The sequence below is a fragment of the Exiguobacterium antarcticum DSM 14480 genome (genome assembly GCF_000685865.1).
Classification (GTDB): Bacteria; Bacillota; Bacilli; order Exiguobacteriales; family Exiguobacteriaceae; genus Exiguobacterium_A; species Exiguobacterium_A antarcticum.
In genome coordinates, this window is record NZ_JMKS01000003.1 from 1,086,845 (window position 1) to 1,108,010 (window position 21,166).

Annotated in this window: 23 protein-coding genes; 15 read left to right on the forward strand and 8 right to left on the reverse strand. The window is 48.0% G+C overall.

Annotated elements, in window-relative coordinates; all coding sequences use genetic code 11:
• Nucleotides 1-175: 175 nt before the first annotated feature.
• A complete protein-coding gene (gene rpoE / locus P404_RS0106390) occupies nt 176-712 on the reverse strand; it encodes a DNA-directed RNA polymerase subunit delta (protein ID WP_236624343.1) in 537 nt (178 codons plus the stop codon).
• A 157-nt stretch (nt 713-869) separates the two neighbouring features.
• Between rpoE and P404_RS0106395 the strand changes: the two genes are divergently transcribed.
• The 4 genes from P404_RS0106395 (at nt 870) to P404_RS0106410 (ending at nt 2,664) form a co-directional block, all read left to right on the forward strand.
• Nucleotides 870-1,319, forward strand: a complete 450-nt coding sequence (locus P404_RS0106395) for a GNAT family N-acetyltransferase (protein WP_026830307.1) — start codon at nt 870-872, stop codon at nt 1,317-1,319.
• A 36-nt stretch (nt 1,320-1,355) separates the two neighbouring features.
• Nucleotides 1,356-1,673 (forward strand): ArsR/SmtB family transcription factor, encoded by a 318-nt coding sequence (locus P404_RS0106400; protein WP_026830308.1) that lies wholly within the window; start codon nt 1,356-1,358, stop codon nt 1,671-1,673.
• A gap of 70 nt (nt 1,674-1,743) precedes the next feature.
• Nucleotides 1,744-2,172, forward strand: a complete 429-nt coding sequence (locus P404_RS0106405) for a DMT family transporter (protein ID WP_014971455.1) — start codon at nt 1,744-1,746, stop codon at nt 2,170-2,172.
• Between the two features lie 12 nt (nt 2,173-2,184).
• On the forward strand, nt 2,185-2,664 hold the full coding sequence (locus P404_RS0106410; RefSeq protein WP_026830309.1) for a DMT family transporter: 480 nt from the start codon (nt 2,185-2,187) through the stop codon (nt 2,662-2,664).
• A gap of 174 nt (nt 2,665-2,838) precedes the next feature.
• On the opposite strand, the gene P404_RS0106415 is transcribed toward P404_RS0106410, so the two are convergent.
• The 3 genes from P404_RS0106415 to P404_RS0106425 are packed head-to-tail and all read right to left on the reverse strand — an operon-like array spanning nt 2,839 to nt 5,095.
• A complete protein-coding gene (locus P404_RS0106415; protein WP_026830310.1) occupies nt 2,839-3,300 on the reverse strand; it encodes a heme-degrading domain-containing protein in 462 nt (153 codons plus the stop codon).
• On the reverse strand, nt 3,291-4,337 hold the full coding sequence (locus tag P404_RS0106420; protein ID WP_026830311.1) for a Gfo/Idh/MocA family oxidoreductase: 1,047 nt from the start codon (nt 4,335-4,337) through the stop codon (nt 3,291-3,293). The genes P404_RS0106415 and P404_RS0106420 overlap by 10 nt, the downstream gene beginning before the upstream one ends.
• A gap of 2 nt (nt 4,338-4,339) precedes the next feature.
• Nucleotides 4,340-5,095 carry a DeoR/GlpR family DNA-binding transcription regulator gene (locus P404_RS0106425; RefSeq protein ID WP_026830312.1) on the reverse strand — a complete coding sequence of 252 codons (756 nt, stop codon included), beginning with the start codon at nt 5,093-5,095 and terminating at the stop codon, nt 4,340-4,342.
• 133 nt (nt 5,096-5,228) lie between these two features.
• Between P404_RS0106425 and P404_RS0106430 the strand changes: the two genes are divergently transcribed.
• From P404_RS0106430 to P404_RS0106450, 5 genes are all read left to right on the forward strand, one after another.
• Nucleotides 5,229-6,068, forward strand: a complete 840-nt coding sequence (locus P404_RS0106430) for an SDR family NAD(P)-dependent oxidoreductase (protein ID WP_026830313.1) — start codon at nt 5,229-5,231, stop codon at nt 6,066-6,068.
• 90 nt (nt 6,069-6,158) lie between these two features.
• Entirely contained in the window at nt 6,159-7,742 is a 1,584-nt protein-coding gene (locus P404_RS0106435) for a GGDEF domain-containing protein (RefSeq protein WP_014971461.1), read from the forward strand.
• Entirely contained in the window at nt 7,739-8,065 is a 327-nt protein-coding gene (locus P404_RS0106440; protein WP_014971462.1) for a potassium channel family protein, read from the forward strand. Before P404_RS0106435 ends, P404_RS0106440 begins: the two co-directional genes overlap by 4 nt.
• 14 nt (nt 8,066-8,079) lie before the next feature.
• Nucleotides 8,080-8,718: a hypothetical protein gene (locus tag P404_RS0106445; protein WP_026830314.1), complete on the forward strand. Its 639-nt coding sequence runs from the start codon at nt 8,080-8,082 to the stop codon at nt 8,716-8,718.
• 151 nt (nt 8,719-8,869) lie between these two features.
• Nucleotides 8,870-10,441 carry a glycosyltransferase gene (locus P404_RS0106450; protein WP_150111976.1) on the forward strand — a complete coding sequence of 524 codons (1,572 nt, stop codon included), beginning with the start codon at nt 8,870-8,872 and terminating at the stop codon, nt 10,439-10,441.
• Between the two features lie 83 nt (nt 10,442-10,524).
• Here the strand turns inward: P404_RS0106450 and mgtE are convergent, their stop codons facing one another.
• Nucleotides 10,525-11,877, reverse strand: a complete 1,353-nt coding sequence (gene mgtE, locus P404_RS0106455; protein ID WP_026830316.1) for a magnesium transporter — start codon at nt 11,875-11,877, stop codon at nt 10,525-10,527.
• A gap of 231 nt (nt 11,878-12,108) precedes the next feature.
• Between mgtE and P404_RS0106460 the strand changes: the two genes are divergently transcribed.
• The 4 genes from P404_RS0106460 (at nt 12,109) to P404_RS0106475 (ending at nt 15,215) form a co-directional block, all read left to right on the forward strand.
• On the forward strand, nt 12,109-12,849 hold the full coding sequence (locus P404_RS0106460; protein ID WP_026830317.1) for a metal ABC transporter ATP-binding protein: 741 nt from the start codon (nt 12,109-12,111) through the stop codon (nt 12,847-12,849).
• Nucleotides 12,846-13,706, forward strand: coding sequence for a metal ABC transporter permease (locus P404_RS0106465; RefSeq protein WP_201770334.1), 861 nt, complete (start codon nt 12,846-12,848; stop codon nt 13,704-13,706). The genes P404_RS0106460 and P404_RS0106465 overlap by 4 nt, the downstream gene beginning before the upstream one ends.
• Nucleotides 13,703-14,620: a metal ABC transporter substrate-binding protein gene (locus P404_RS0106470; protein ID WP_026830319.1), complete on the forward strand. Its 918-nt coding sequence runs from the start codon at nt 13,703-13,705 to the stop codon at nt 14,618-14,620. The genes P404_RS0106465 and P404_RS0106470 overlap by 4 nt, the downstream gene beginning before the upstream one ends.
• 91 nt (nt 14,621-14,711) lie before the next feature.
• A complete protein-coding gene (locus P404_RS0106475; RefSeq protein WP_236624344.1) occupies nt 14,712-15,215 on the forward strand; it encodes a PCYCGC motif-containing (lipo)protein in 504 nt (167 codons plus the stop codon).
• 282 nt (nt 15,216-15,497) lie between these two features.
• On the opposite strand, the gene P404_RS0106480 is transcribed toward P404_RS0106475, so the two are convergent.
• Nucleotides 15,498-15,935 carry a hypothetical protein gene (locus tag P404_RS0106480; RefSeq protein ID WP_026830321.1) on the reverse strand — a complete coding sequence of 146 codons (438 nt, stop codon included), beginning with the start codon at nt 15,933-15,935 and terminating at the stop codon, nt 15,498-15,500.
• 182 nt (nt 15,936-16,117) lie between these two features.
• Between P404_RS0106480 and P404_RS0106485 the strand changes: the two genes are divergently transcribed.
• Nucleotides 16,118-17,131: a zinc-binding alcohol dehydrogenase family protein gene (locus P404_RS0106485; RefSeq protein ID WP_026830322.1), complete on the forward strand. Its 1,014-nt coding sequence runs from the start codon at nt 16,118-16,120 to the stop codon at nt 17,129-17,131.
• Nucleotides 17,132-17,186: 55 nt separating this feature from the next.
• Here P404_RS0106485 and P404_RS18580 read toward each other — a convergent pair whose 3' ends face one another.
• Together P404_RS18580 and P404_RS0106495 are read right to left on the reverse strand one after the other, a co-directional pair.
• Nucleotides 17,187-17,360, reverse strand: coding sequence for a hypothetical protein (locus P404_RS18580; protein WP_014971472.1), 174 nt, complete (start codon nt 17,358-17,360; stop codon nt 17,187-17,189).
• A 167-nt stretch (nt 17,361-17,527) separates the two neighbouring features.
• Nucleotides 17,528-18,466 carry an IS30 family transposase gene (locus tag P404_RS0106495; RefSeq protein ID WP_026830089.1) on the reverse strand — a complete coding sequence of 313 codons (939 nt, stop codon included), beginning with the start codon at nt 18,464-18,466 and terminating at the stop codon, nt 17,528-17,530.
• A gap of 315 nt (nt 18,467-18,781) precedes the next feature.
• Here P404_RS0106495 and P404_RS0106500 point away from each other — a divergent pair, with 315 nt between their 5' ends.
• The gene (locus P404_RS0106500) at nt 18,782-21,103 is read left to right on the forward strand and encodes an ATP-binding protein (protein ID WP_051590467.1); all 2,322 of its coding nucleotides are present in this window, start codon (nt 18,782-18,784) and stop codon (nt 21,101-21,103) included.
• Nucleotides 21,104-21,166: the final 63 nt, after the last annotated feature.

A 21,166-nucleotide genomic window follows, 5' to 3' on the forward strand; every position in this document is an offset into this window, starting at 1 on the left:
CAGGAGACACTTTTGCTGAAATTAAGCACGTTGCTTAAAGAAGCCCATGACTAACTTACGTCATTCCGAAAACTTCGTCAAGCAGATTTTTTAGAGACAAAAATCAAGTGTGCTATCGTCAGCCGTCAACGAAAAAACTACCATTTTCATGTTCAAAAATGGCAGGTTGCGGTTGTTAAACTTCTTCTTCATCTTCCTCGAAATCTTCGAGGTCTTCTTCATCCAAATCGTCTTCGAGGTCATCAATGACCGCCACTTTTTTGAATGTATCATCTTCGGTATCATCAGCTGCATCGTAATCGGCTGTTTTCGCGAATGTATCAAGATCATCTTCGATCGTCTCGAATTCATCTTCTTCCGCATCGTAGTTGAACTCTTCTTCGAATTCGTCGAGTTCTCCGCGCTGACGTGCTTCGATGACCAAATCTTCATCTGATTTGTCAAACGGATACCATGCACGAAGGGACCAACGGTTAGCTCCGACGTTAACGAAGTTGCCATCGATGTTCATGTCTGTATAAAGTTGGGCAAGTTTCTCGAACTTGTCCTCTTCATTTGTAAACGTATGAAATTTTTCGATTTCTTTTATGATGTCATCGAAAGTGATAGGCTGTTCGCCCGCTTCTTGTAACATTTCATTGACGAAGTTAATCAGTGAAAGATCAGTAATTTCTTCTTTACTTAAACGGCTGAGGCTCATTGTGACGGCCACTTCCTTTCATTTGCGTTCAATCCATTACTTCTCATTATACGCAAAATGGCTTTTAAAAATCCAGTCCCTTGCTAAAAAAAATTATTTACAAAGGAAATCGGGTTTTTCGTGACGCTGAAAAAGGAATACTGCAAAAGAGAAGAAGGAGGAATCACGGATGGAAATGACAATCGAACGGGTGAACGATTTTGACGGCTACAACTGGCTTCCTCTACTCGCCAAAAGTTCGCAGGAAGGGTTTATGTTCGTTGAACACATGTTACGAAATCGCCGGCAAGAAACATTTCAAGCAACCGGTGAAGCGATGTTCGTCGTCTTGTCGACGACCAATCAAGTCCTCGCTTGCGGGGGATATATGAAACAAGTGGGGCAACCGGCAACCGGCCGGATTCGCCATGTCTATGTCTTACCGGAAGTCCGGTCGCAGGGCATCGGGACGGCCTTGCTCGAAAAAATCATCTCAGAAGCCTTCTTGTCGTATGAAAAGTTGGTGCTCTACAGCGAACAGGCGGATCCGTTTTATCAAGGTCTCGGTTTCGTGCCTGCTTCTGGTGAAAAAGTAACCCATATGCTGGACAAAACACCCTTTTCACATGCAACGCAATGAATTGACATATCGAGAATTATCGATTAGATTGATGGCATGACACATCAAGTTGATCTTTTTAAAGCTCTGTCGAACGAAGTACGGCTCGACATCTTACGTTGGCTCAAAGATCCGCAAACTCATTTCAACAAACCGGCTGCCCACTTGTCAACGAATTCTGCTGAAAAAGGAGGCGTCTGCGTCGGTGATATCCAAGAGAAGGCAAATTTGTCCCAATCTACGGTATCCCAGTATTTAGCGATGCTACAAAAAGTCGGATTACTTGAATCCGAACGTCATGGCAAATGGACGTATTACCGTCGAAATGAACAGAAGATCAAAGAGTTGACAGAATACCTACAAGGAGAACTCTAACGGGTTTTCCTTTGTTCATGTATCGACATTTCTCGATATATAGATTTATCAAAGAAAGAAGTGACGGATTTTGAAATTCATTTATTACCTGTTGGCTTTACTTGCCGGGATTTCCCTGAGTATCGAAGGTGCGATTTATGGGGAGCTTGGCAACAGTATCGGTAAACTCGAAAGTAGTTTTTATAACTTCTTTGCCGGAACGATCATCATCGGCATCATTACACTGTTTTTCGGAAAAGGTTCGCTTGGTTATACGTTCAAGGCACCGAAGTGGACGTTACTTGGTGGACTGCTTGGGAGTATCTACTTAACGATCCTGATCATCAGCATTCCGCTTGTTGGTGTCGGACTTGCCATGATCAGCGTCATCATCGGTCAGATGGTCGCCAGTATGATCATCGAACACAAAGGATGGCTCGGAAGTCCCCGGATTGCCATCAATAAGGACAAACTGATCGCATCCGGTCTGATGGTCATTGCCCTATTTTTGATTTTTTAAGGAGGAACATCGATGAATATCGCATTACTCGGAATGACACTGCTTGGAGGCGTTCTCCTCAGTGCCCAGTCTTCGATCAACGGCGCTTTTGGTCAAAAAGCAGGCGCCCTCGAAAGTACATTTTCAACCTTTTTCACCGGCATGCTCTTACTCGCACTCGCCGTCCTCTTTTTCGGACAAGGCGATGTGCTGTTGATTCTCGACGCACCACGTTGGCAGCTCAGTGCCGTCTGGTTCGGTGTCAGCTATCTGTTTCTGACCATTCTTGCCGTTCCAAAAATTGGCGTCACTGCTGCCAGTATCGCAACCGTCATCGGACAGTTGTCAGCCGGAATGGTACTTGATCACTTCGGGACATTTGGTGGCGTCGAAGTGGCTTTTGATGTCAAACGATTTGCCGGTCTCTTGTTTATGCTTGCTGCCTTGTTCTTTATTTACCGGGGCAACAAACGACGTGTCGAGACACCTGCCTCCGACTCGATCGCTTCCTGATTATGAAAATGGTTGGTTAACCAAGTCGATAAGGAAGCACGCTTTCTTTCACGCACTTTCCTCAGGCGAGCGTCGCGTGAAGCGAGTGCTTCCTTTAAATGAGACAAACAAGGGAGGCAGAATATAATCTGCCTCCCTTGTTTGTATAGAAATCGATTTTTGAGCCTATCCTGTTTACTTGTATTGCACGTTCAAATACGTCAAGGCATCAACCGCCAGCTGATGATCCGCTTCCTGCGACAAGCCGGATATGGTGATGGTTCCCACCACTCCGACTCCTGTGACGCGGATTGGGAATGAACCACCGGCATCGGCATAGTCGGTCGGATCGACAGCATACATCGTGTGGTACGACCGGTTTTTACCTTCGTTGTACAGCCGCATATAAAGTGAGCTGTGGCCATGCCGGAGGACGACGTTCGATTTTCGTCGGATCCATTCTTCCTGATCCGGTGCCGTCCCGTCCAGTGCCGCATAAAACAGCCGTTGTCCGTTCCGTTTCAGTTCGACGGCGACGCTGAGTTGCTCTTGCATAGCCCGATTAATGACATATTGTCCGGCTTGCAGTGCTTCCTGATTCGTAAAACTTTTTAACGTCAACGTCTGCTCTTGTGCCAACAATTCCGTCAGTTCCATCCATCCCACTCCTTGCGCATGACTTTCCGCCCCGTCTCACTACTGAGACGGACCGCGTTGAGCACCTGCATCGTTCTCAATGCGTCCGTCAAATCAACCGGTAACGCTCCCGTCACTAACCCTGCTGCCAGTGCCTCATAAAAACCGAGATAGCTCCCTGGAAGTGTCGCCAACCGTTCAGCCGGATGATCGGCAATTTGCAGATATCCATAATCAGCGGTTTCCTCTTGACCGATCGATGCATCGACGGGATGCCCGGAGGCCAGGCGCGCTTCCTGCGGATCCATCCCGTATTTGATATAACTTCCGCGTGTAGCATGCAACTCAAATCGCGGGGATAATCCTTGAATGAAGGAATTGGACCGTAAGATGACCCGGCGCTTGCCGTAACATAACGTGACGTGGAATCCGTCATCCGTCTCCGCTCCGTCACGCTGGAACAAGACATCTCCAACGACGGCATCCGGTTCACCGAATAGAGCAAGCGCCTGGTCAATCAAATGCGAGCCGAGATCAAATAAAATGCCCGAGCCCGGTCCTTTCTGTTCACGCCACCGGTTTCGAACGACCGGTCGATACCGGTCAAACCGTGATTCGAGCAATTGCCAATCCCCAATCTCGTTCATCTCAATCAGCTGTTCGATCGTCAGGAAATCGCCATCAAAACGGCGGTTTTGATAAACTGCGACTTGAACACCATGCCGGTCTGCAAGACGAATCAGTTCTTCTGCTTCGTCAATCGTCACGACAGCCGGCTTCTCAAGTAATACATGTTTTTTTGCTTCGATGGCTAGTTTCGCCATCTCGAAATGTAAGGCCGTCGGTGTCGTGATGATGACGAGTTCCGTCTGTTCGTCTTGTAATGCCTCTTCGAGTGTCCCGATCACCTTTGCTTCCGGAAAAACGGTCGCGACTTTATCCTGTTGGCTCGACACGACTTGACGGACCGTAAATTGTGGTAAGGCTTGTAAAAGGGGCGCATGAAACGTCACTGCTGAAAATCCGAATCCGACAAGCATCGTTTGAATCGTTGTCATTGTTATTCCTCCTCTGCTGTTTCAAGCAGGACGTCTGCTTGAGTCAACCAATCGTGCCACGTGCCATCGGGTGTTTGATCTGTGATTAAGACGTCGATTTGATCGAGATCACAGACTTTGTGCAGAAAACGTTTTTCGAACTTCGTATGATCCGCAAGGACAATGATTTCCGCGCTACTGCGGATCATCGCTTTTTTGACGATGGCTTCCTCGAGATTTTCTGCAAAGACCCCTTGCTCGGTCAGTCCGCACGCACCAAGAAACACACGGTCGACTTGATAATTCAGGATATCGTCCGCCGTCTTAATCCCGACTAAACTCCGGGCATGACGATCGAGCTTCCCGCCGGTCACATATAGTTCGATCTCCGGTCGTGCTTCCAACTGCTCTACGACCGCAAGTGAGTTCGTAATGACTTGAACCGGTTGAACCGGTAAATGGACGGTCATCCGTGCAACCGTCGTCGCAGCATCCAAAATGATTTTTTGATGTGGAGTGATATAGGTGATCGCACGTTGTGCAATCCGATCTTTTTCCGGCTGCTCCGTCCGCCGGTCATACTGGACGGTCGTGTTCGTACCGACACGGATCAATCCGTTTTTGACACGGATGATTTTCCCTTCCTGCTCCAATTGAATCAAATCACGCCGGGCCGTATCCCTCGAAATCCGGTACTCTTCCATCAACTGATCAAGTGAAATTTCGGGCGTCGTCTTGATCCACTCCCGCATCTGTTGCAATCGTTCGTGTTGTGCCATGTCGGATTCCCCCTTGTCTCTCCCTTCCACTTTAAGTTTTTTAATTAATATATGCAATTTTAATGCAAAATAACTTTAGGAGATTCGGGTAAAGAATGAGAAAGACCCGACTTTCATTAAGGAGGAATCTATCATGCGGACGATTTTCATTACTGGTGCTTCATCCGGAATTGGTCTTGCGACGGCGACTCGTTTTGCCGATGAAGGATGGACCGTTTATGCCGGGATTCGACAAGTGACACCTGAACTCGAGCAGCATACTTTACCTCATTTACATTTTCTTGAAGTTGATGTGACGGACCTGACGAGTCTGAAGCAAGCCGTCTCTGTGATTGAACAGGAAGCCGGACACTTAAACGCTTTATTTTGTAATGCCGGTCAAGGTCTGTTGCGGGCGCTTGGACAAGCGACAAGTTATGAGATCAAGCAACTGTTTGACACCAATGTCTTTGGTGTCATGCGAACGATTGAATGTTGTTTACCGCTTCTAAAAGCCGCTCCGCAGGGGAGTCATCTGCTCGCAACATCAAGTATCAGCGGACTGGTCGGTCAGCCGATGAACGAAATTTATTGTGCCAGTAAATTCGCACTCGAAGGACTGTTCGAGAGTCTCGCGACCTATTACAAACCGTTTTTCTCGATTGATGTCACACTGATTGAACCGGCTGCCGTCGAAACGAATTTTACGGCAAACGTCCTTGATCGCCTGGAACAGACAGGCGGATTACACGACGATGACTTCAAACCAATCGTCGAACGGTATTTGAAGACGTACCGGATCCGTCATAAAAACCGGCAAGCCGCCAGTGAGATTGCCGAACTGATTTTTGACTTGGTCCAGTCTGATGAGAAACCGTTACGCGTCCGGACGGCTCCGGAAGACGAGGCGTTTGTCGCCCATAAAACAGCGAACGATCCATCCGGTCTCGTCGGGACACTCAAAACCCGGCAACTGACATTAAATTTAGATTGACTCCCCTCTTGTTCAAAATAAAATAGATTCATCCTTTTCTTCTTCTTATAATGGGACTATCACTCAATCTATTAAGAAGGACGGGTTTTCATGAGGTCTTTATTTTTGTACGCTGCTGTCTATCTGATCCCGACATTCATAATGTTTTACATGGCCGTCGATATCTTTTTACGGAATCCGAGACGTTCGCAACACCGGTTGTTGAGCTTGTTTACCTTTGCCTACGGAATGTTGTTCCTCGGTGAGTTTTTCCGAAATACAGCTCCGGTTTCGATGAGTCCCGCTTTTGTGACGTATTGGTTCGGAAATGCCGGCTTACTTGTCTTTAGTACATCCCTGCATTTCATCTTCCGCATCTCGAATCTTTGGAAAAAGATGCCCCGCCTGCTTTATCCGGGCATCTTTTACCTGCCGATGGTCATCGTCTTGTTCACCTATGTCTTTCAGACGAACGTCATCAACAGTCAACAGTTCAACCAGATCGGGCTGTTCATCTATCCGGAGTTCAATACGTCCTATTTGATCACGATGACATTCGGGAACGTCTTCCATGTGCTCGTGATTGTTCTCTTGGTGTATGCCCGAACGCAACTGCGTGACGCACGACGTGGCATCATCAACGTCTTGCTTGGTGTTGCGCTGATCGTCCTCGCTTGGGACATTATATTCGGCTACAACTCGTTTTATGGTGTCATGCCACCGTATGCTTATATATACGGGGGTCTGTTTTGGGCAGCAGCCTTGACGATCGCAATGCGTCGGTTTGATTATTTGGCGTCCTATCAAAAACGGTTTGCGACCCTCTATGACTTGAATCCGTCCGCAATTTTGTTACTCGATCGTCACGGACGGATTGAAAGTGCGAATCCTGCCGCTTTTACGTTACTGAAGGAACAAAACTTGTTGGGTCACCCGTTCGCCGATTATCTGCCGGAGAAAAAACAGCAGGACTGGACGGCTCATTACGAGGTCCATTTCCAGTCTCAGCGCAAATTCAATGAGTACGAAACGAAAGTCGTCACACGGGAACAGCAGGAACGGTATGTCGTGATGGACGCTGACTTCGTTTTCATCGAACAGGAACTTCATGGCATGTTACTGATCCGGGACATTCAGTCCTTCAAAGAAGCCGAGCAGACGATCCGCTTTTTCGCCTACCATGATCCGTTAACCAAAATTGCCAATCGTCGAAGTTTTTACGAAAAAGCCGGACAGGAAATCTTAGAACGGGACAGCATCACAATTGTTGTCGTTGATCTCGATGGTTTCAAAGGGATCAATGATACGTACGGACACCAGATTGGTGATGCCTTTTTGATTCATTTGGCACGTCTGCTCGAGCAGGAGGTCGAATCGCTCGGGTTTGCGGCACGGGTCGGTGGCGACGAATTCTTTTTACTGTTGTATGACCAGACACCTGATCAGCTCCATCGGTTCACGACGTCCCTCTTAACGACCTTCCAAAACAATCCGTTTGTTTTAGCCGAAGAGTTGATTGAGATTCGGACGAGTATCGGATTGAGTTATTCACCCGATCATGGAATCAGCCTCGATACATTGATTCATCATGCTGATCAGGCGATGTATCACATTAAGTACAACGGTAAAAACGGCTATCGTATTCATGATACGCTGGACCCGGTCCAACGACCGTATGAAGGAGGAACCCGATGATTTCCATGCTTGCGATTTTTTCACGTTTATTCAAAGGATTACGGCACGCGTTTCAGTTATCTTATTTCCGCGGCTTATTGATTCTTTGTCTGTTGACGTTACTGTCCGGAACGATTTTTTACAGCACTCAAGAAAATTTAACTGTCGTAGACGCGCTTTATTTCTGTATCACGACGCTGAGCACGGTCGGTCATCCGACGTTCGCTCCCGTCACGACACTCGGAAAAGTCTTTACGATGGCCTACATCACAATCGGATGTGGTTTATTCCTGACGTTGATTGCCACACTAGCCTATGTCTTGATTAAGGAACAAGAAGATTGAAAGGAGATGGCGGGATGCGGCAAGCAGCCATTCAAAATAATTTCGATTGGTGTCGTCTGATTTGCGAACTAAACGGATGTACCGTCACGGAAACACACGACAGCTGGAAAGCGACAGGTAACGTTCCGCCTCTTTATCCGGAAATGATGGTCCGCTCTCACCAGCAACAACTGGACCTGTCCGGGATTACGAGCGTCAAGGATTGTACCGCCAGTTACGATTTTTCACGCGCTGGACTGACACACCTGTTCACGGCGGAATGGATTACGCGCCGCCCGATCCTTGATCGCCGGGCACTCCCCGTCGATTGGACCGTCGTGACCGACTTGAAGGAATCGACACGTTTTTTCAACATCATCGATACGGATGATGTCCCGAAGACGTTGTTTGAACGCTCCGATGTCCGGCTGTTTTTTTCCGAGCCTCAACAGGCGGGTTTTATCGCCTACTCGAACGGACAGACGACCGGTCTGTCCCACCTGACATCAAACTATCTCGATGAACGACTTTGGGATGACGTCATTCGTCTCAGTTCCGCCCACTTTCCGGGACAGCCGCTCGTCGGGTATGAATACGGTGATCAGCTGATTACTGCCCTTGAAGCCGGGTTTGATGATATCGGTCCGCTTGCGGTGTGGATAAGATCAATCTAAATCGATTCCATTTTGAGAGTATATGTAGGAACCCTTATTTCCTTGTCTTCGATAGATGTGCTAAGGTTGGCATCACTCAAAAAGACAAACAGGAGGTGAGGGTTGTCTTTTATCCCACTAAAAAATATTGTTTATCCGACAACCAAAATTCATGAAAAGAACAACTTTTTTCACTTTAAATACGTTAGGGGCGAAACGCGGTGGTCTGGTCAAAGCCGTCATCAAACGAGCAAATGCGGTTGCCGCCGCTGAACCAGACCGGGCTGTCCATCTTCTGACACTTGGTCTCCAGACTCAGATCGATAGTGTCCGAGAAGAGATGATACAGCTTGATCTTCTGAATCCGCGTGTTCAGGTCACGAACTTGATCCATACGTTAGGACAACAGAAGGCAAACGAGAAGCAGACAAAATCCCGATTCTTGAAACGGTTAAATCGGCACTTCATCGTCTTTGATGACGTAAGCCGGTCGGAAAATGATTCCTACCGTGTCTTTGACAATGGCGTCTACGTCCAATATGTCCGTTTTGATGCAATGGATCGTCTTGTTTTCATCGACTATTTTTCAGATACACGTCATCGACTAAAACGGGAAGAATATCTTGAAAACGGACAACTGTTCCAGATCATTCATTATTCCACGACGACGAACAAACCCGTTTCACGCCAGTTTCTTCACGGCAACGGCACCTGTTATTTAACGCTTTGGCACAAGATGAATTCCGTGGACTGGAGTCATCTGTTTTATTTCGGAAAAAACGAACAGCTCCAATTCAATGACCCTGCTGCTTTTTATACGTTTGCGCTCAATCAATTGTTGGCACAGTATCCGGCCGTCTTGTTGTCCTCCGAATTCAGGGATCGTCTACCAAACCTTCCTAAACGAAATCTGGATGCAGTCGTATTAGATGTCTCACACTCTGACATTCGGAAAATCGCATTCGGACACAGCAATCATTTTGTTGCGCCTTTTGATGAGACGACTTCCATCAGTGGTGTTTGGAATACCTTGTTTGAACGACTCGGTGAATGGAGCGCCATCATCACGGCGACGACACGACAAGCGACTCACATGACTCAAAAGTTTGGACACGATTCCCTGTTTCACTCGATTCCGCACGCTTTTACGAATCGGGTAGCAGGCAACATCGTGTCGGATGCGGTGAACCCAAATCGGTTTGTTGTCGTCTCACGGATTCAAGTCAAAAAAGATGTCGCGGAAAGTATCCGGGTCATGCGGCAGATCGTTGACCGTAATCCGCATGCGTTCCTGGACTTTTATGGCTTTGGATACAATGATCCGCTCGAAAAAGAACTGCATGCGTTGATCAAAGAACTGAAATTAACGGAACATATCCATTTTAAAGGCTTTGTGACCGACATGCAGGAAGCGTATGCAGGTGCAGTCGCAACACTCTTCACTTCCCAATCGGAAGGGTTCGGTATGGCGATTCTCGAAAGCATGAGCTACGGGATTCCCGTCATTGCTTACGATATTTGTTATGGTCCGGCAGAAATCATCGAAGATGGCGTGACCGGACGCCTGATTCCAAAACGGGAGACACAACAGTTGGCTGAAGCCGCCATCGACTTGATGGAGCATCCTGAAACACGACGAACGATGGGATTACGCGCAGTTGGAGCACTTGAACCGTTCTCCGATCAACAGTACGAAACCAACTGGGTGAACCTGTTAGACAAACTCGACTCATCCATGGTCTGATGCTTTACGTTCCCCTATATAATTGTTCAAAAAAAGTATCGTCTCGCCGTATCTCAACAGATTCGGCAGAACGATACTTTTTTTTACATCAAGCGACTGATAAACGCCGTCGCGATTCCAAAATAGACGAGTAACGATAAGATATCATTTAATGTCGTAATGAGTGGACCCGACGCAATCGCCGGGTCGATGTTCAGACGGTGCAGAATCAGCGGGATGATCGTTCCGGCAAGCGTTCCAAAAATCAGTGTGATGATCAGTGAACTGCCGACGACGAGACCGAGAATCGGATCGCCTTGCCAGACATAGGCGATGATGGCAATCAAAATCCCACATGTCACACCGATGATCAGACCGACACGCAGTTCCCGCATGATCAGTCGGGTGACGACCTTCTTATCGACTTCGCGCGTGATCAATCCGCGAACGACGACTGCAAGCGACTGTGTCCCCGTATTCCCTGTCATACCGGCGATCATCGGCATGAAAAAGGCTAACGCCACAACTTTTGATAACGTCTCTTCAAATTGACTGATGATCGATCCCGAGACCAGTCCGATGAATAACAGCAAAATCAGCCAGGGCAAACGACGTGTCGCCGCCGTCCAGGGTTTTGTATCAAAATCAATCGATTTACCGGACGCCGATAATTTTTCGATGTCTTCGTTTGCTTCTTCCCGCAAGACGTCAAGAGCATCATCCACGGTAATCAGCCCAACCAGGACTTGACCTTCGACGACCGGTAACGACACCAAGTCGTAACGCTCGAACATCTTCGCGACATCTTCCTGATCGGTCTCAGACGAGACACTGATGACTTTCCGGTCCATCACGTCCGCAATCCGTTCCTCGTTACTCGCGAGAATCAAATCACGGTACGAGATGACTCCGACGAGTTGACTCAGCTGATTGACGACATAGACGTAATTGATCGTCTCCGAGTATTCGATATAGTCCCGCATCTTCTCAACCGTTTCGCCGATCGTCGACTCATCCGTTACCCAAATGAAACGGTTTGTCATCAAGCGGCCTGCCGTCTCTGCCGGGTACGTCAGTAAGTTTCGAACAATCAATGCCTCGTCCTGACGCATACCGGACAGTAACCGATCGACTTCTTCTTTTGGTAATTCTTCCAGTATGTCCGCCAAATCATCATTTTCCATCAAGTCCATGACGTGACCTGCATGTTCGACGTCAAGACGTCGCAACACTTCAAGTTGCTGCTCCAGTTCTAACTCCTCGATGACGTCCGCGAGACGTTCATGATCGAGATAACGCAGCAGACGTTCTTGTTCGGTCGGTCCCAGTTCACCGTACCAGTTTGCTAAGTCATATGGATAGACTTCTTCAATCACTTGCTGCGCCTCTTCACGCCGCTCTTTCATTAATGCCTCAAGTAACAGCAACTTCCATTGTTGTTCCTCTGACTGACTCATCCTACCACCCCCACGTTTTCTCCTCTTCCATCTTAGCACGATGCTTTCAAAAGCACTTCTACGAAAGCAGTTGACATTTCTTTCGTTGCACCTTAAAATTTGCCTTAAGGAAACATTATTAGTCGGAAGAATAATCCGTGACAATAGACAAACTATTTTTTTAGTCTTTTTCTTGCCTTAGGGAAACATTTGTTTTCCCACTAAAATTCACGAAGGAAAGGAGCTTTTTGTATGTATGCAGTAGAAGTAGAAGGATTATCCGTTTCGTATTTCGAGACGACCGCACTCGAACAGCTCTCCGCCCGCTTCACGATGGGACAACTCGTAGGGATCATCGGTCCGAACGGTGCCGGAAAATCAACCTTCATCAAAGCCATCATGGGATTGATTCCGTCAGAGGCTACCACCATCACCTTGCTTGGTTTATCGACCAAAGAGGCTCGAACGCGTGTCGCTTATGTACCACAACGAAGTGCCATCGACTGGGATTTCCCGATTCGTGTCCTCGATGCCGTCCTGATTGGCTGTTATCCGAAACTGGGGCTGTTCAAACGACCACGTAAGCAACACCGGCAACTCGCCATGTCTTGCCTCGAACGGGTCGGAATGCAAGATTATGCGAACCGTCAAATCGGAGAATTGTCGGGTGGCCAACAACAACGCGTCTTTTTAGCCCGCGCCTTAGCACAAGAAGCAGAACTCTTACTGCTCGACGAACCATTTGTCGGTGTCGATGCCGGTAGCGAACGGGTCATCATCGACTTGTTACGCACGTTGCGTGACGAAGGCAAAACGATTGTCGTCGTCCACCACGATTTAAGTAAGGCTGCCGATTACTTTGATACCCTGTTGCTCCTCAATCGACGAATGATTGCCGTCGGATCACCCACTGATGTCTTACAGGCCAAAACGATTGAAGGCGCGTATGGAAACCCGCTCGCCTTCCTTCAGAAAGTCGAGGTCTCCTCATGAATTTCATCGATTTCATCCAAGCCATCACCGAATATGACTTTTTACAAAAAGCCCTCGTGACCTCGGTCATGGTCGGCATCATCTGCGGCGTCATCGGCTGCTTCATCATCCTGCGTGGTATGTCCTTGATGGGGGACGCGATCTCGCATGCGGTCTTACCCGGTGTCGCGATTTCTTATTTACTCGGCATCAACTTCTTTATCGGTGCCGTCGCGACAGGATTGTTGACGGCGCTCGGAATCGGATTCGTCAGTCAAAACAGCCGGATCAAAAACGATACCGCCATCGGGATTTTGTTTACGTCGGCCTTCGCCCTCGGCATCATTCTGATTTCGTTTCTGCGGAGCAGCAGCGATCTGTACCATATCCTATTCGGAAACGTCCTTGCGGTCCGCCCGAGTGACATGTGGATGACACTCGTCATCGGCATCATCGTCCTTGGTGCAATCTATCTGTTTTATAAAGAATTATTGGTCACCTCGTTTGATCCGACGATGGCAGCGGCCTACGGCTTATCGACACGATTGGTCCATTACCTGCTGATGACGATGCTGACGCTCGTGACGGTCGCATCGCTCCAGACGGTTGGTATCATCCTCGTCGTCGCCATGCTGATTACACCGGCTGCGACCGCGTATCTGTTAACGAATCGTCTATCCCGAATGATTTTCCTGTCGGCTGGTTTCGGGACGCTTTCTTCAATCATTGGTCTATATTTCAGTTTTACCTATAACCTCTCTTCCGGCGCCTCGATCGTCCTGGTCGCAACTGCCCTGTTTGCAGTTGTGTTCATCTTTTCCCCACGCCACGGGTTGCTTCGGAAGTGGAAATCACCTAAAAAGGAGCTTACGACATGACGTTTACACGATTCATCCCCTTGGCTGGTCTCGCCGTCTTACTGGCCGGCTGTTCTCCGGATTCTGCGGACGATGGAAAACTGCAGGTCGTCACGACTTATTCGATTTTAGAAGATATGGCACGTGTCGTCGGCGGTGAGCACGTCGACGTCCACAGCATGGTCAAGATCGGTGCCAATCCACATGAATACGATCCGCTTCCGACGGACGTCCGGAAGATGGCGGACGCCGATGTCGTCTTTTATAATGGCTTGAACCTCGAAGCCGGTGGATCGTGGTTCAACAAACTACGTTCGAGTACTAATAAAGACGGGAAAGACGCTCCGGTCTATCAACTGAGTAAAGGGGTCGATCCGAAATATCTGACGGCGGCAGGGAAAGAACAAGAAACCGATCCGCACGCTTGGCTTGATCTGAGCAACGGCATCCAGTACGTCGAAAACGTCAAAGACGGATTGATCAAAGAGGACCCAGCAAATAAAGCGGACTATGAAAAAAATGCATCCACTTATATCGAAGAACTCAAAACACTGGATACAAAAGCGAAAAAACGTTTTGCTGACATCCCGAAAGAACAACGGCATCTGATCACGAGTGAAGGCGCCTTTAAGTATTTCAGTGCCGCCTATGACTTTAAAGCCGATTATATCTGGGAAATCAATTCTGATAATCAAGGAACACCGGACCAAGTCCGGCGCATCGTCGATCTGATCAACCAACAGGACATCCCGGTTCTGTTCGTCGAGACAAGCGTTGACCGACGGAGCATGGAGACCGTCTCCCGTGAAACCGGTGTCCCGATTGGCGGCACACTCTACACGGATTCCCTTGGTGCAAAAGGAAAGGACGGCTCGACGTACTTGACGATGATGGAAGCCAATTTCGATACGATCGAACAACAATTGACACGCTGAGAACTGTCATCGAATCGCCATTCGTTTCTTTTCGATTCCCCCCTACTCCGACGTATACTAAAAGAACGACATCAAACGACGAGGGTGAGGAATGGCTATGCCAAGAAAAACAGGATGGATGATCGTCACGCTTTCAGCCAGTCTTGCGCTTGCTGCCTGCGGACAGGCGGAGCAAAAAACGGCATCACACACCGATCATGCAAAACATACGACACATGCGGGTACCGATCAGTTGGAACAGACAAGCTCCCCAACGCTTGCCCCGTCGTTCTTAAAAGAAACAGATTCTTCGACCCAGACGATTTATCTGTCTGTCGCAAAACATCAGGATCTTCTCGAGAAGATGCCCTGTTACTGTGGCTGTGGCGAGTCAGCTGGACATACGAGTAACTATGACTGTTTCATCGCGGACCAGACGGAAAGTGGCCAGACGACGTGGACGACTCACGGCATCACGTGCGGAACATGCCTCGATATTGCCGCGCAATCCATCGTCGCCTATCAACAAGGCACACCAATCAAACAGATTCGGGATGACATCGATACGGCGTATGCCAAGACGGGTGCGACACCAACTCCCACTCCCGCTCTCTGATTCAAAAAGCGGGGCTGACTCAAAAGTGAGGACCGTCTCTCGATTAAAAGGAATGAAGGGAGGTGCCCCCGTAAAAAGATGGGATCATCGGCCATTTGATTGATGGAGGACGGAAACGTTCATCCTCGACTCCTAGGGGAAAAGGAAGCGCGATTAGCGCTTCCGTCAGGAATAGGTAAGACCCGGCATGACCGCATGGAATGCAGGCTGCCGCGGCTTACCTTCCGCCCATGGAAAGCGAGGATGTCGAACCGTCCGTCACAAAGATTGATTTGGTCAGACTTATTTGCGGGAACGAGCTGTCGCATGAAGGACAAGTGGTTTCCCAGAAAGCAATTCCTCGAGTTGATAATACGTATGCGAACGGATCGGTTGACTCGTTCGAGGAAGATGGCGCAATTCATATGCCACTTCCAAAAGATAAAACTTATAGGTCTCGGCTTCTTCAAAACCAAAGCTGATCCGCCGTGCTTCTATGTAGCCCAGCAAACGTCGTTGTTGTTCGAGCGACAAGCGTTGCACTTGCGGGGCGATCAATTCACCCGGATGAAGGATCAGTTCCCGTTCTGTTCGATAAAGTCGATTCATGACCCCGTGTTCCCGTCGTAAGGCAATCAACTTGGCGGGTTGGTAGGAGCGGGGATAGGGATGCGCGTGGACCAGGTACCGTTCAATGATTGATTGGGTCGGGGCGGCCGGAAAAGAAATGATATCATGCATACGTTTCGACTCCTTTTTCATAGAATATACGCAATCTAGTTTACTACAATTTCCCAACTGGATTTTCGTATGCCTCAGGAAGGAAATCAGTTTTCAAGTTTTAGACCGGGTTTCGTTTTTGTTGGCGCGTGGAACAGTTTCAAAGATACTTATTTTTGAAAGGATGATGATCCGTGTCGCAAATGAAAGCAATCGGTTTCCAGCAACATTTACCCATCAAAGAAGCCAACAGTTTAATCGATCTCGAAATCGAGCGTCCCGTTGCACAAGGACAAGATGTACTGGTCGAAGTCAAAGCCGTCTCAATCAATCCGGTCGATACGAAAGTCCGTGCTCATGGTTCGGATGAGAGCGAACCTAAAATCATCGGCTACGACGCAGCCGGTATCGTCGTCGAAGTCGGCGATCAGGCTTCGCTTTTTTCCGTTGGTGACGAAGTCTATTATGCCGGTGCGATCAACCGCCCTGGTTCGAACAGTGATTTTCAACTCGTTGATGAACGCATCGTCGCGAAAAAACCAGGCCGTCTGACATTTAGTGAGGCAGCAGCCCTTCCACTGACGGCCTTGACGGCGTATGAAGCATTGACGGATCGTCTCCACCTGACGTTTGATGCCAAATCAAATCTCGAGAAGACGATGCTGATCATCGGGGCAGCAGGCGGTGTCGGATCGATTGCGACACAACTCGCGAACAAGGCCGGTCTGACCATCATCGGGACGGCTTCCCGACCGGAAACCATCGACTGGGCAAAAGCCCATGGAGCTCATCACACGATCAATCACCACGAAGACTTCCGCCAGCAACTCGAGCAGCTCGGGTATCATCATGTCGACTATATCTTTTGTCTGAACGCGACCGATCAGCATTTTGAGGCGATGGTCGATGTCATCGCACCGCAAGGCATGATTTGCAGTATCGTCGAAACGGACCAGAAACTCGACTTGAGTGCGTTGCAACAAAAAAGTGCGACATTTGTTTGGGAGTTCATGTTCACCCGCTCCTTGTTCGAGACACCGGACATGATCCGGCAACATGAAATTCTGACACAAGTCGCGACCTGGCTTGATGAAGAAACCCTTGAGACGACCGTCACCCAGACATTAATCGGTCTGAATGCAGCCAACTTAAAAGAAGCCCACCGACTTGTCGAGAGTGGCAAGACAATCGGGAAAATCGTCGTCGAGCAACAGTAACTAAAAACAGTTCTTCCTTCGATGAATACATCAGAAGGAAGAACTGTTTTTTAAGTTAACGGGTGTTTCGGCGTTTCATTGAAAAAACGATTGCTGCAAACAAGGACAATAACCCTCCCGCCCAACCGATCAGTGGCGCATATGAAAACGTATCCCGCAACAACATCCCACCGACAATCAGGATCGCAGCATCCGCTGCAAACAATACGGCTAAAAACCGAAAGTTCATTCAAATTTCCCCCTTTGAATATTTTTCTTCTTTCTTATTTCCCCTGATTTCTTACCACTCACACTCTGACGACATTTATTCATGAAACACATGGAGCAATTTTTGGTATGAATTTCTTGTATTTAAGATAATTTTCTAATAACGCTGTATTTTTAAGTGACGGTTTGTCAAATTAAGTGCAACACTTCTTCCGAGAAGACCTCGTATGCAGTTTTCCAGTTGAGACATTTCCGTGGTCTCCCATTGATCCAGGCGAGCGCTTGAGCGAGTTCAGAACGACTGACCTTTCCGAAATCCGTCCCCTTCGGGAAAAATTCACGGAGAAGACCATTGGCGTTCTCGTTACTTCCACGTTGCCAAGAAGAATACGGATCCGCAAAATACATCGGTACGCCTAACGTTTCACGAATTCGTTCATGACAGCTAAACTCTTTTCCACGATCTGTCGTCGCGGTTTGAAACGTTCCCGACGGGAAGTAGAGATGCAATGCTTTAATCGCTGACTCCATCGAGGCAGCGGACCGATCCTCCATCGGCACAGCGAGATAGAAACGGCTCTTTCGCTCGACGAACGTTGCGACACATGCCTTGGATTTCCCTCTGGCTGAGACGACAGTATCCAGCTCCCAATGTCCAAACGTTTGGCGCCCTTTGACGTCGGCTGGACGTTTACTGATTGGTAATCCGACATTGAAGCGTCCACGCGTCTCACGTGGTTTCTGACGCTTTCCCTTTTGGCGAAGAAAACTAGAATTGGTCTCGACGAGGCCCGTATAGATCCAGCGATAAATTGTCTTGAAGGATAGTCCTTCTTCTTGGAATAAACGTCCGGCAATCTGTTCAGGCGACCATGTCTCGCGTAACTTTTCGAGGATACGAACTCCTTTTTCTAGCGTGAACTTCGTCCGTGCACCGCACTTCTTTTTGCGCTCAACATAACGCTGGTCAGCACAAGAAGCATCATAGTAAGGGTTTCGTTTTAATTCTCGTGAAATCGTAGAAGGTTGACGCCCCAGGCGTCCCGCAATCTTTCGGACGGATAAACCTAAATCGAGATACGTTTCTATTTTGACTCTTTCTGATGTGGTAAGATGAATATAGCTCATAACAAATCCTCCGTTGAATGTGGTGTGGTAACTCCATTCTACACGAGGCCGTTATGGGCTTTTTGTGTTTTCCGTCAGGTGTTGCACTTAATATTACAATTCGTCAAGTCTAAAAAATGTACGATTACGGTAAGAAATAGGTATAGTACTTACATCTATTATTGAGCACGCTGAAGCAAAGGGGTATCCATAATTTATATGAGAAAATGGTTTAATCAAAAAATAAGTCGACAAATCATGTCTGCTTTCTACCTAATACTGATTACGCTTTCTGTTTCTTCGATCGCAGCATACTTTTATACGAATCATCAAGTAATGGATGCCAAAAAAAGTTTAGATGCCATCAGCGAACGACAAGAACGCGCTACGACCTTATGGGATAACTGGCAGTCCTTACAATATGAGATGCGTGGGTACATCGTCTTTGGTGACGATGCCGTGCTTGATCTCGTTGAGGAAAAAACGGCGGCTCTTGAAAAAGAAACGAAGTGGTTCGAACAAAATGGTACTTACCGGGCCGATCAACTCTATGCGTCCGATGTCCGTGCACTTTATACGTCCTACACGACGTTCGTGATGCCAAGCTTGATCAAATATGTCAAAGCCAAGCAAGACGGGACCGTCGACGAAGCATTCCTGCAAATGCCTAGTCTGACCTCGATGATGCCACAAGTGAAACGCGATCCGAATCGAAAGTTTAAGATGAATGCGTCCGATAGTGAGACGATGCGCCAAAACGTCAATACGATGGAGAGTGTGTTTACGAATTATCGGACTGATCTGCAAGCAAAAGAAATGATGGCTAAGGACAAGCTGGTCAAACAAACGAAATATGCGGAATGGATTTGGCTCATCAACCTCCTGGTCCTTTTCTTCGTCATCCTGTTGATCATCCGTCCGTTCATCGAGCGAACGACACGTCAAATCCAACTCCTTAGCAAGGAAAGTAAATTATTAGCGCAAGGACAACATACGGCTCCATTGATTCCGATTAGTCGAACAGACGAAATCGGAGAACTGAGTAAATCATTCCATCAGATGGCAACAGCCCTGACCGACAACAAACACCGGTTGATGTCGTCGAATGATAATCTGGAACAAGCCCTGCAGTTGACGTTACGCAACGAGGCACATTTAAAAATCCGGAATCAACTGACCGAGACACTTGCATCCCGTGATACCGTGACGGCTTACCCGGCCGTCATCGAAAAAATGGTCGAAATCACCGACTCGACGAATGGGTCGTTGATCTTTAAAGAAGGTACGACGGTCACGAATATCATTTCACATGCAATGACGGAACAGGAACAGGATGAACTGATTTCTACGATTGAACCCGTGATCCGTAAAGCACGAAAAGACAGAGTGCCGCACACCGCACAATTTGCGGAACGATCGTTTGCCGTCACACCCGTGCTTGACGCCAGTACGGATGAAATCATTGCGTATATTTATCTGATGCGTCTCCATCGTCCGTTTGACCGTCAAGAACAGGAAGAATTGGCCGCCTTCGCGCGGCAGCTTGCGTTATCATTACTGCGGATGCGGACGTTTGACGAGATTGGCCGGGAACGTGAAAAATCGGCTCGTCTGTTAAACTCCATCCGGGAGTCCATCCTCTATATCGAACCGGACGGACCGATGCAACTGATCAATCGTCCTCTGCTCGATTTATTTAATCATCCTTCTGCAACGGACTCCAAAGCAGATTGGTTGATTGAAGTCGACGACTCCATTACGAGTTTAAAATATCAAGTCGATCAACTGCCTGAGTTCGAACGCTATTTACGTCAAACCTTTGTCCATCGGGAAACAGGGGAAGGCATTACGTTTTCGATTGATCATGAAACACGGTTCATCAAGACCTATTCGGAAGAAATCCACTACGGCGGAAAATTCCGAGGCATTCTCCTTGTCTTGCGTGATGTGACAAATGAAGTCGAAATCGATCGCATCAAAAATGAACTCGTCTCGACGATTTCGCATGAATTGCGGACACCTCTTTCCTCGATTTACGGATTCACGGAACTGATGATCCAGCGTGATTTACCAGCAAATCGGCAAAAGAAATATTTAGCAGCCGTCCATTCGGAAACGGAACGATTATCACTTTTGATCAACGATTTCCTTGACCTCCAACGCATGGAGGCGAATCACCAAAAATATACGTTCGAATCCTTTGACTTGATTCCGATGATGCAGGACTTGAGACAACTCCATAGCCTGTCTTCGTCCGATCATGACATCCAGATTTCCTCAGATATCCCGGTCCAGATCCTCCAGGGGGACTCGAAGAAAATCCGGCAGATGTTCGGAAACCTGATCAACAATGCCATTAAATATTCGCCGGCAGGAGGTCCGATTGAGATTCGATTGGAAGAACATCATGATCGTATGACAGTCGCCATCACCGATCATGGAATCGGGATTCCCGCTTCCGCGATGAGCGAACTGTTCCAGAAGTTTTATCGGGTTGATAATTCCGATACCCGTAAGATTGGCGGGACAGGACTTGGTCTCTCGATCTGTCGTGAAATCGCCCGGGCCCACGACGGCGAGATTCATGTTGAATCCATCGAAGGACAAGGATCGACGTTTACGGTTGAGTTGCCTCTGAATCCTCCACCACCGCTATAAGCAAAACCGCGCCAGTTCCTGATGGGACTGACGCGTTTTTTTGATTGCAATCTACCATGAATT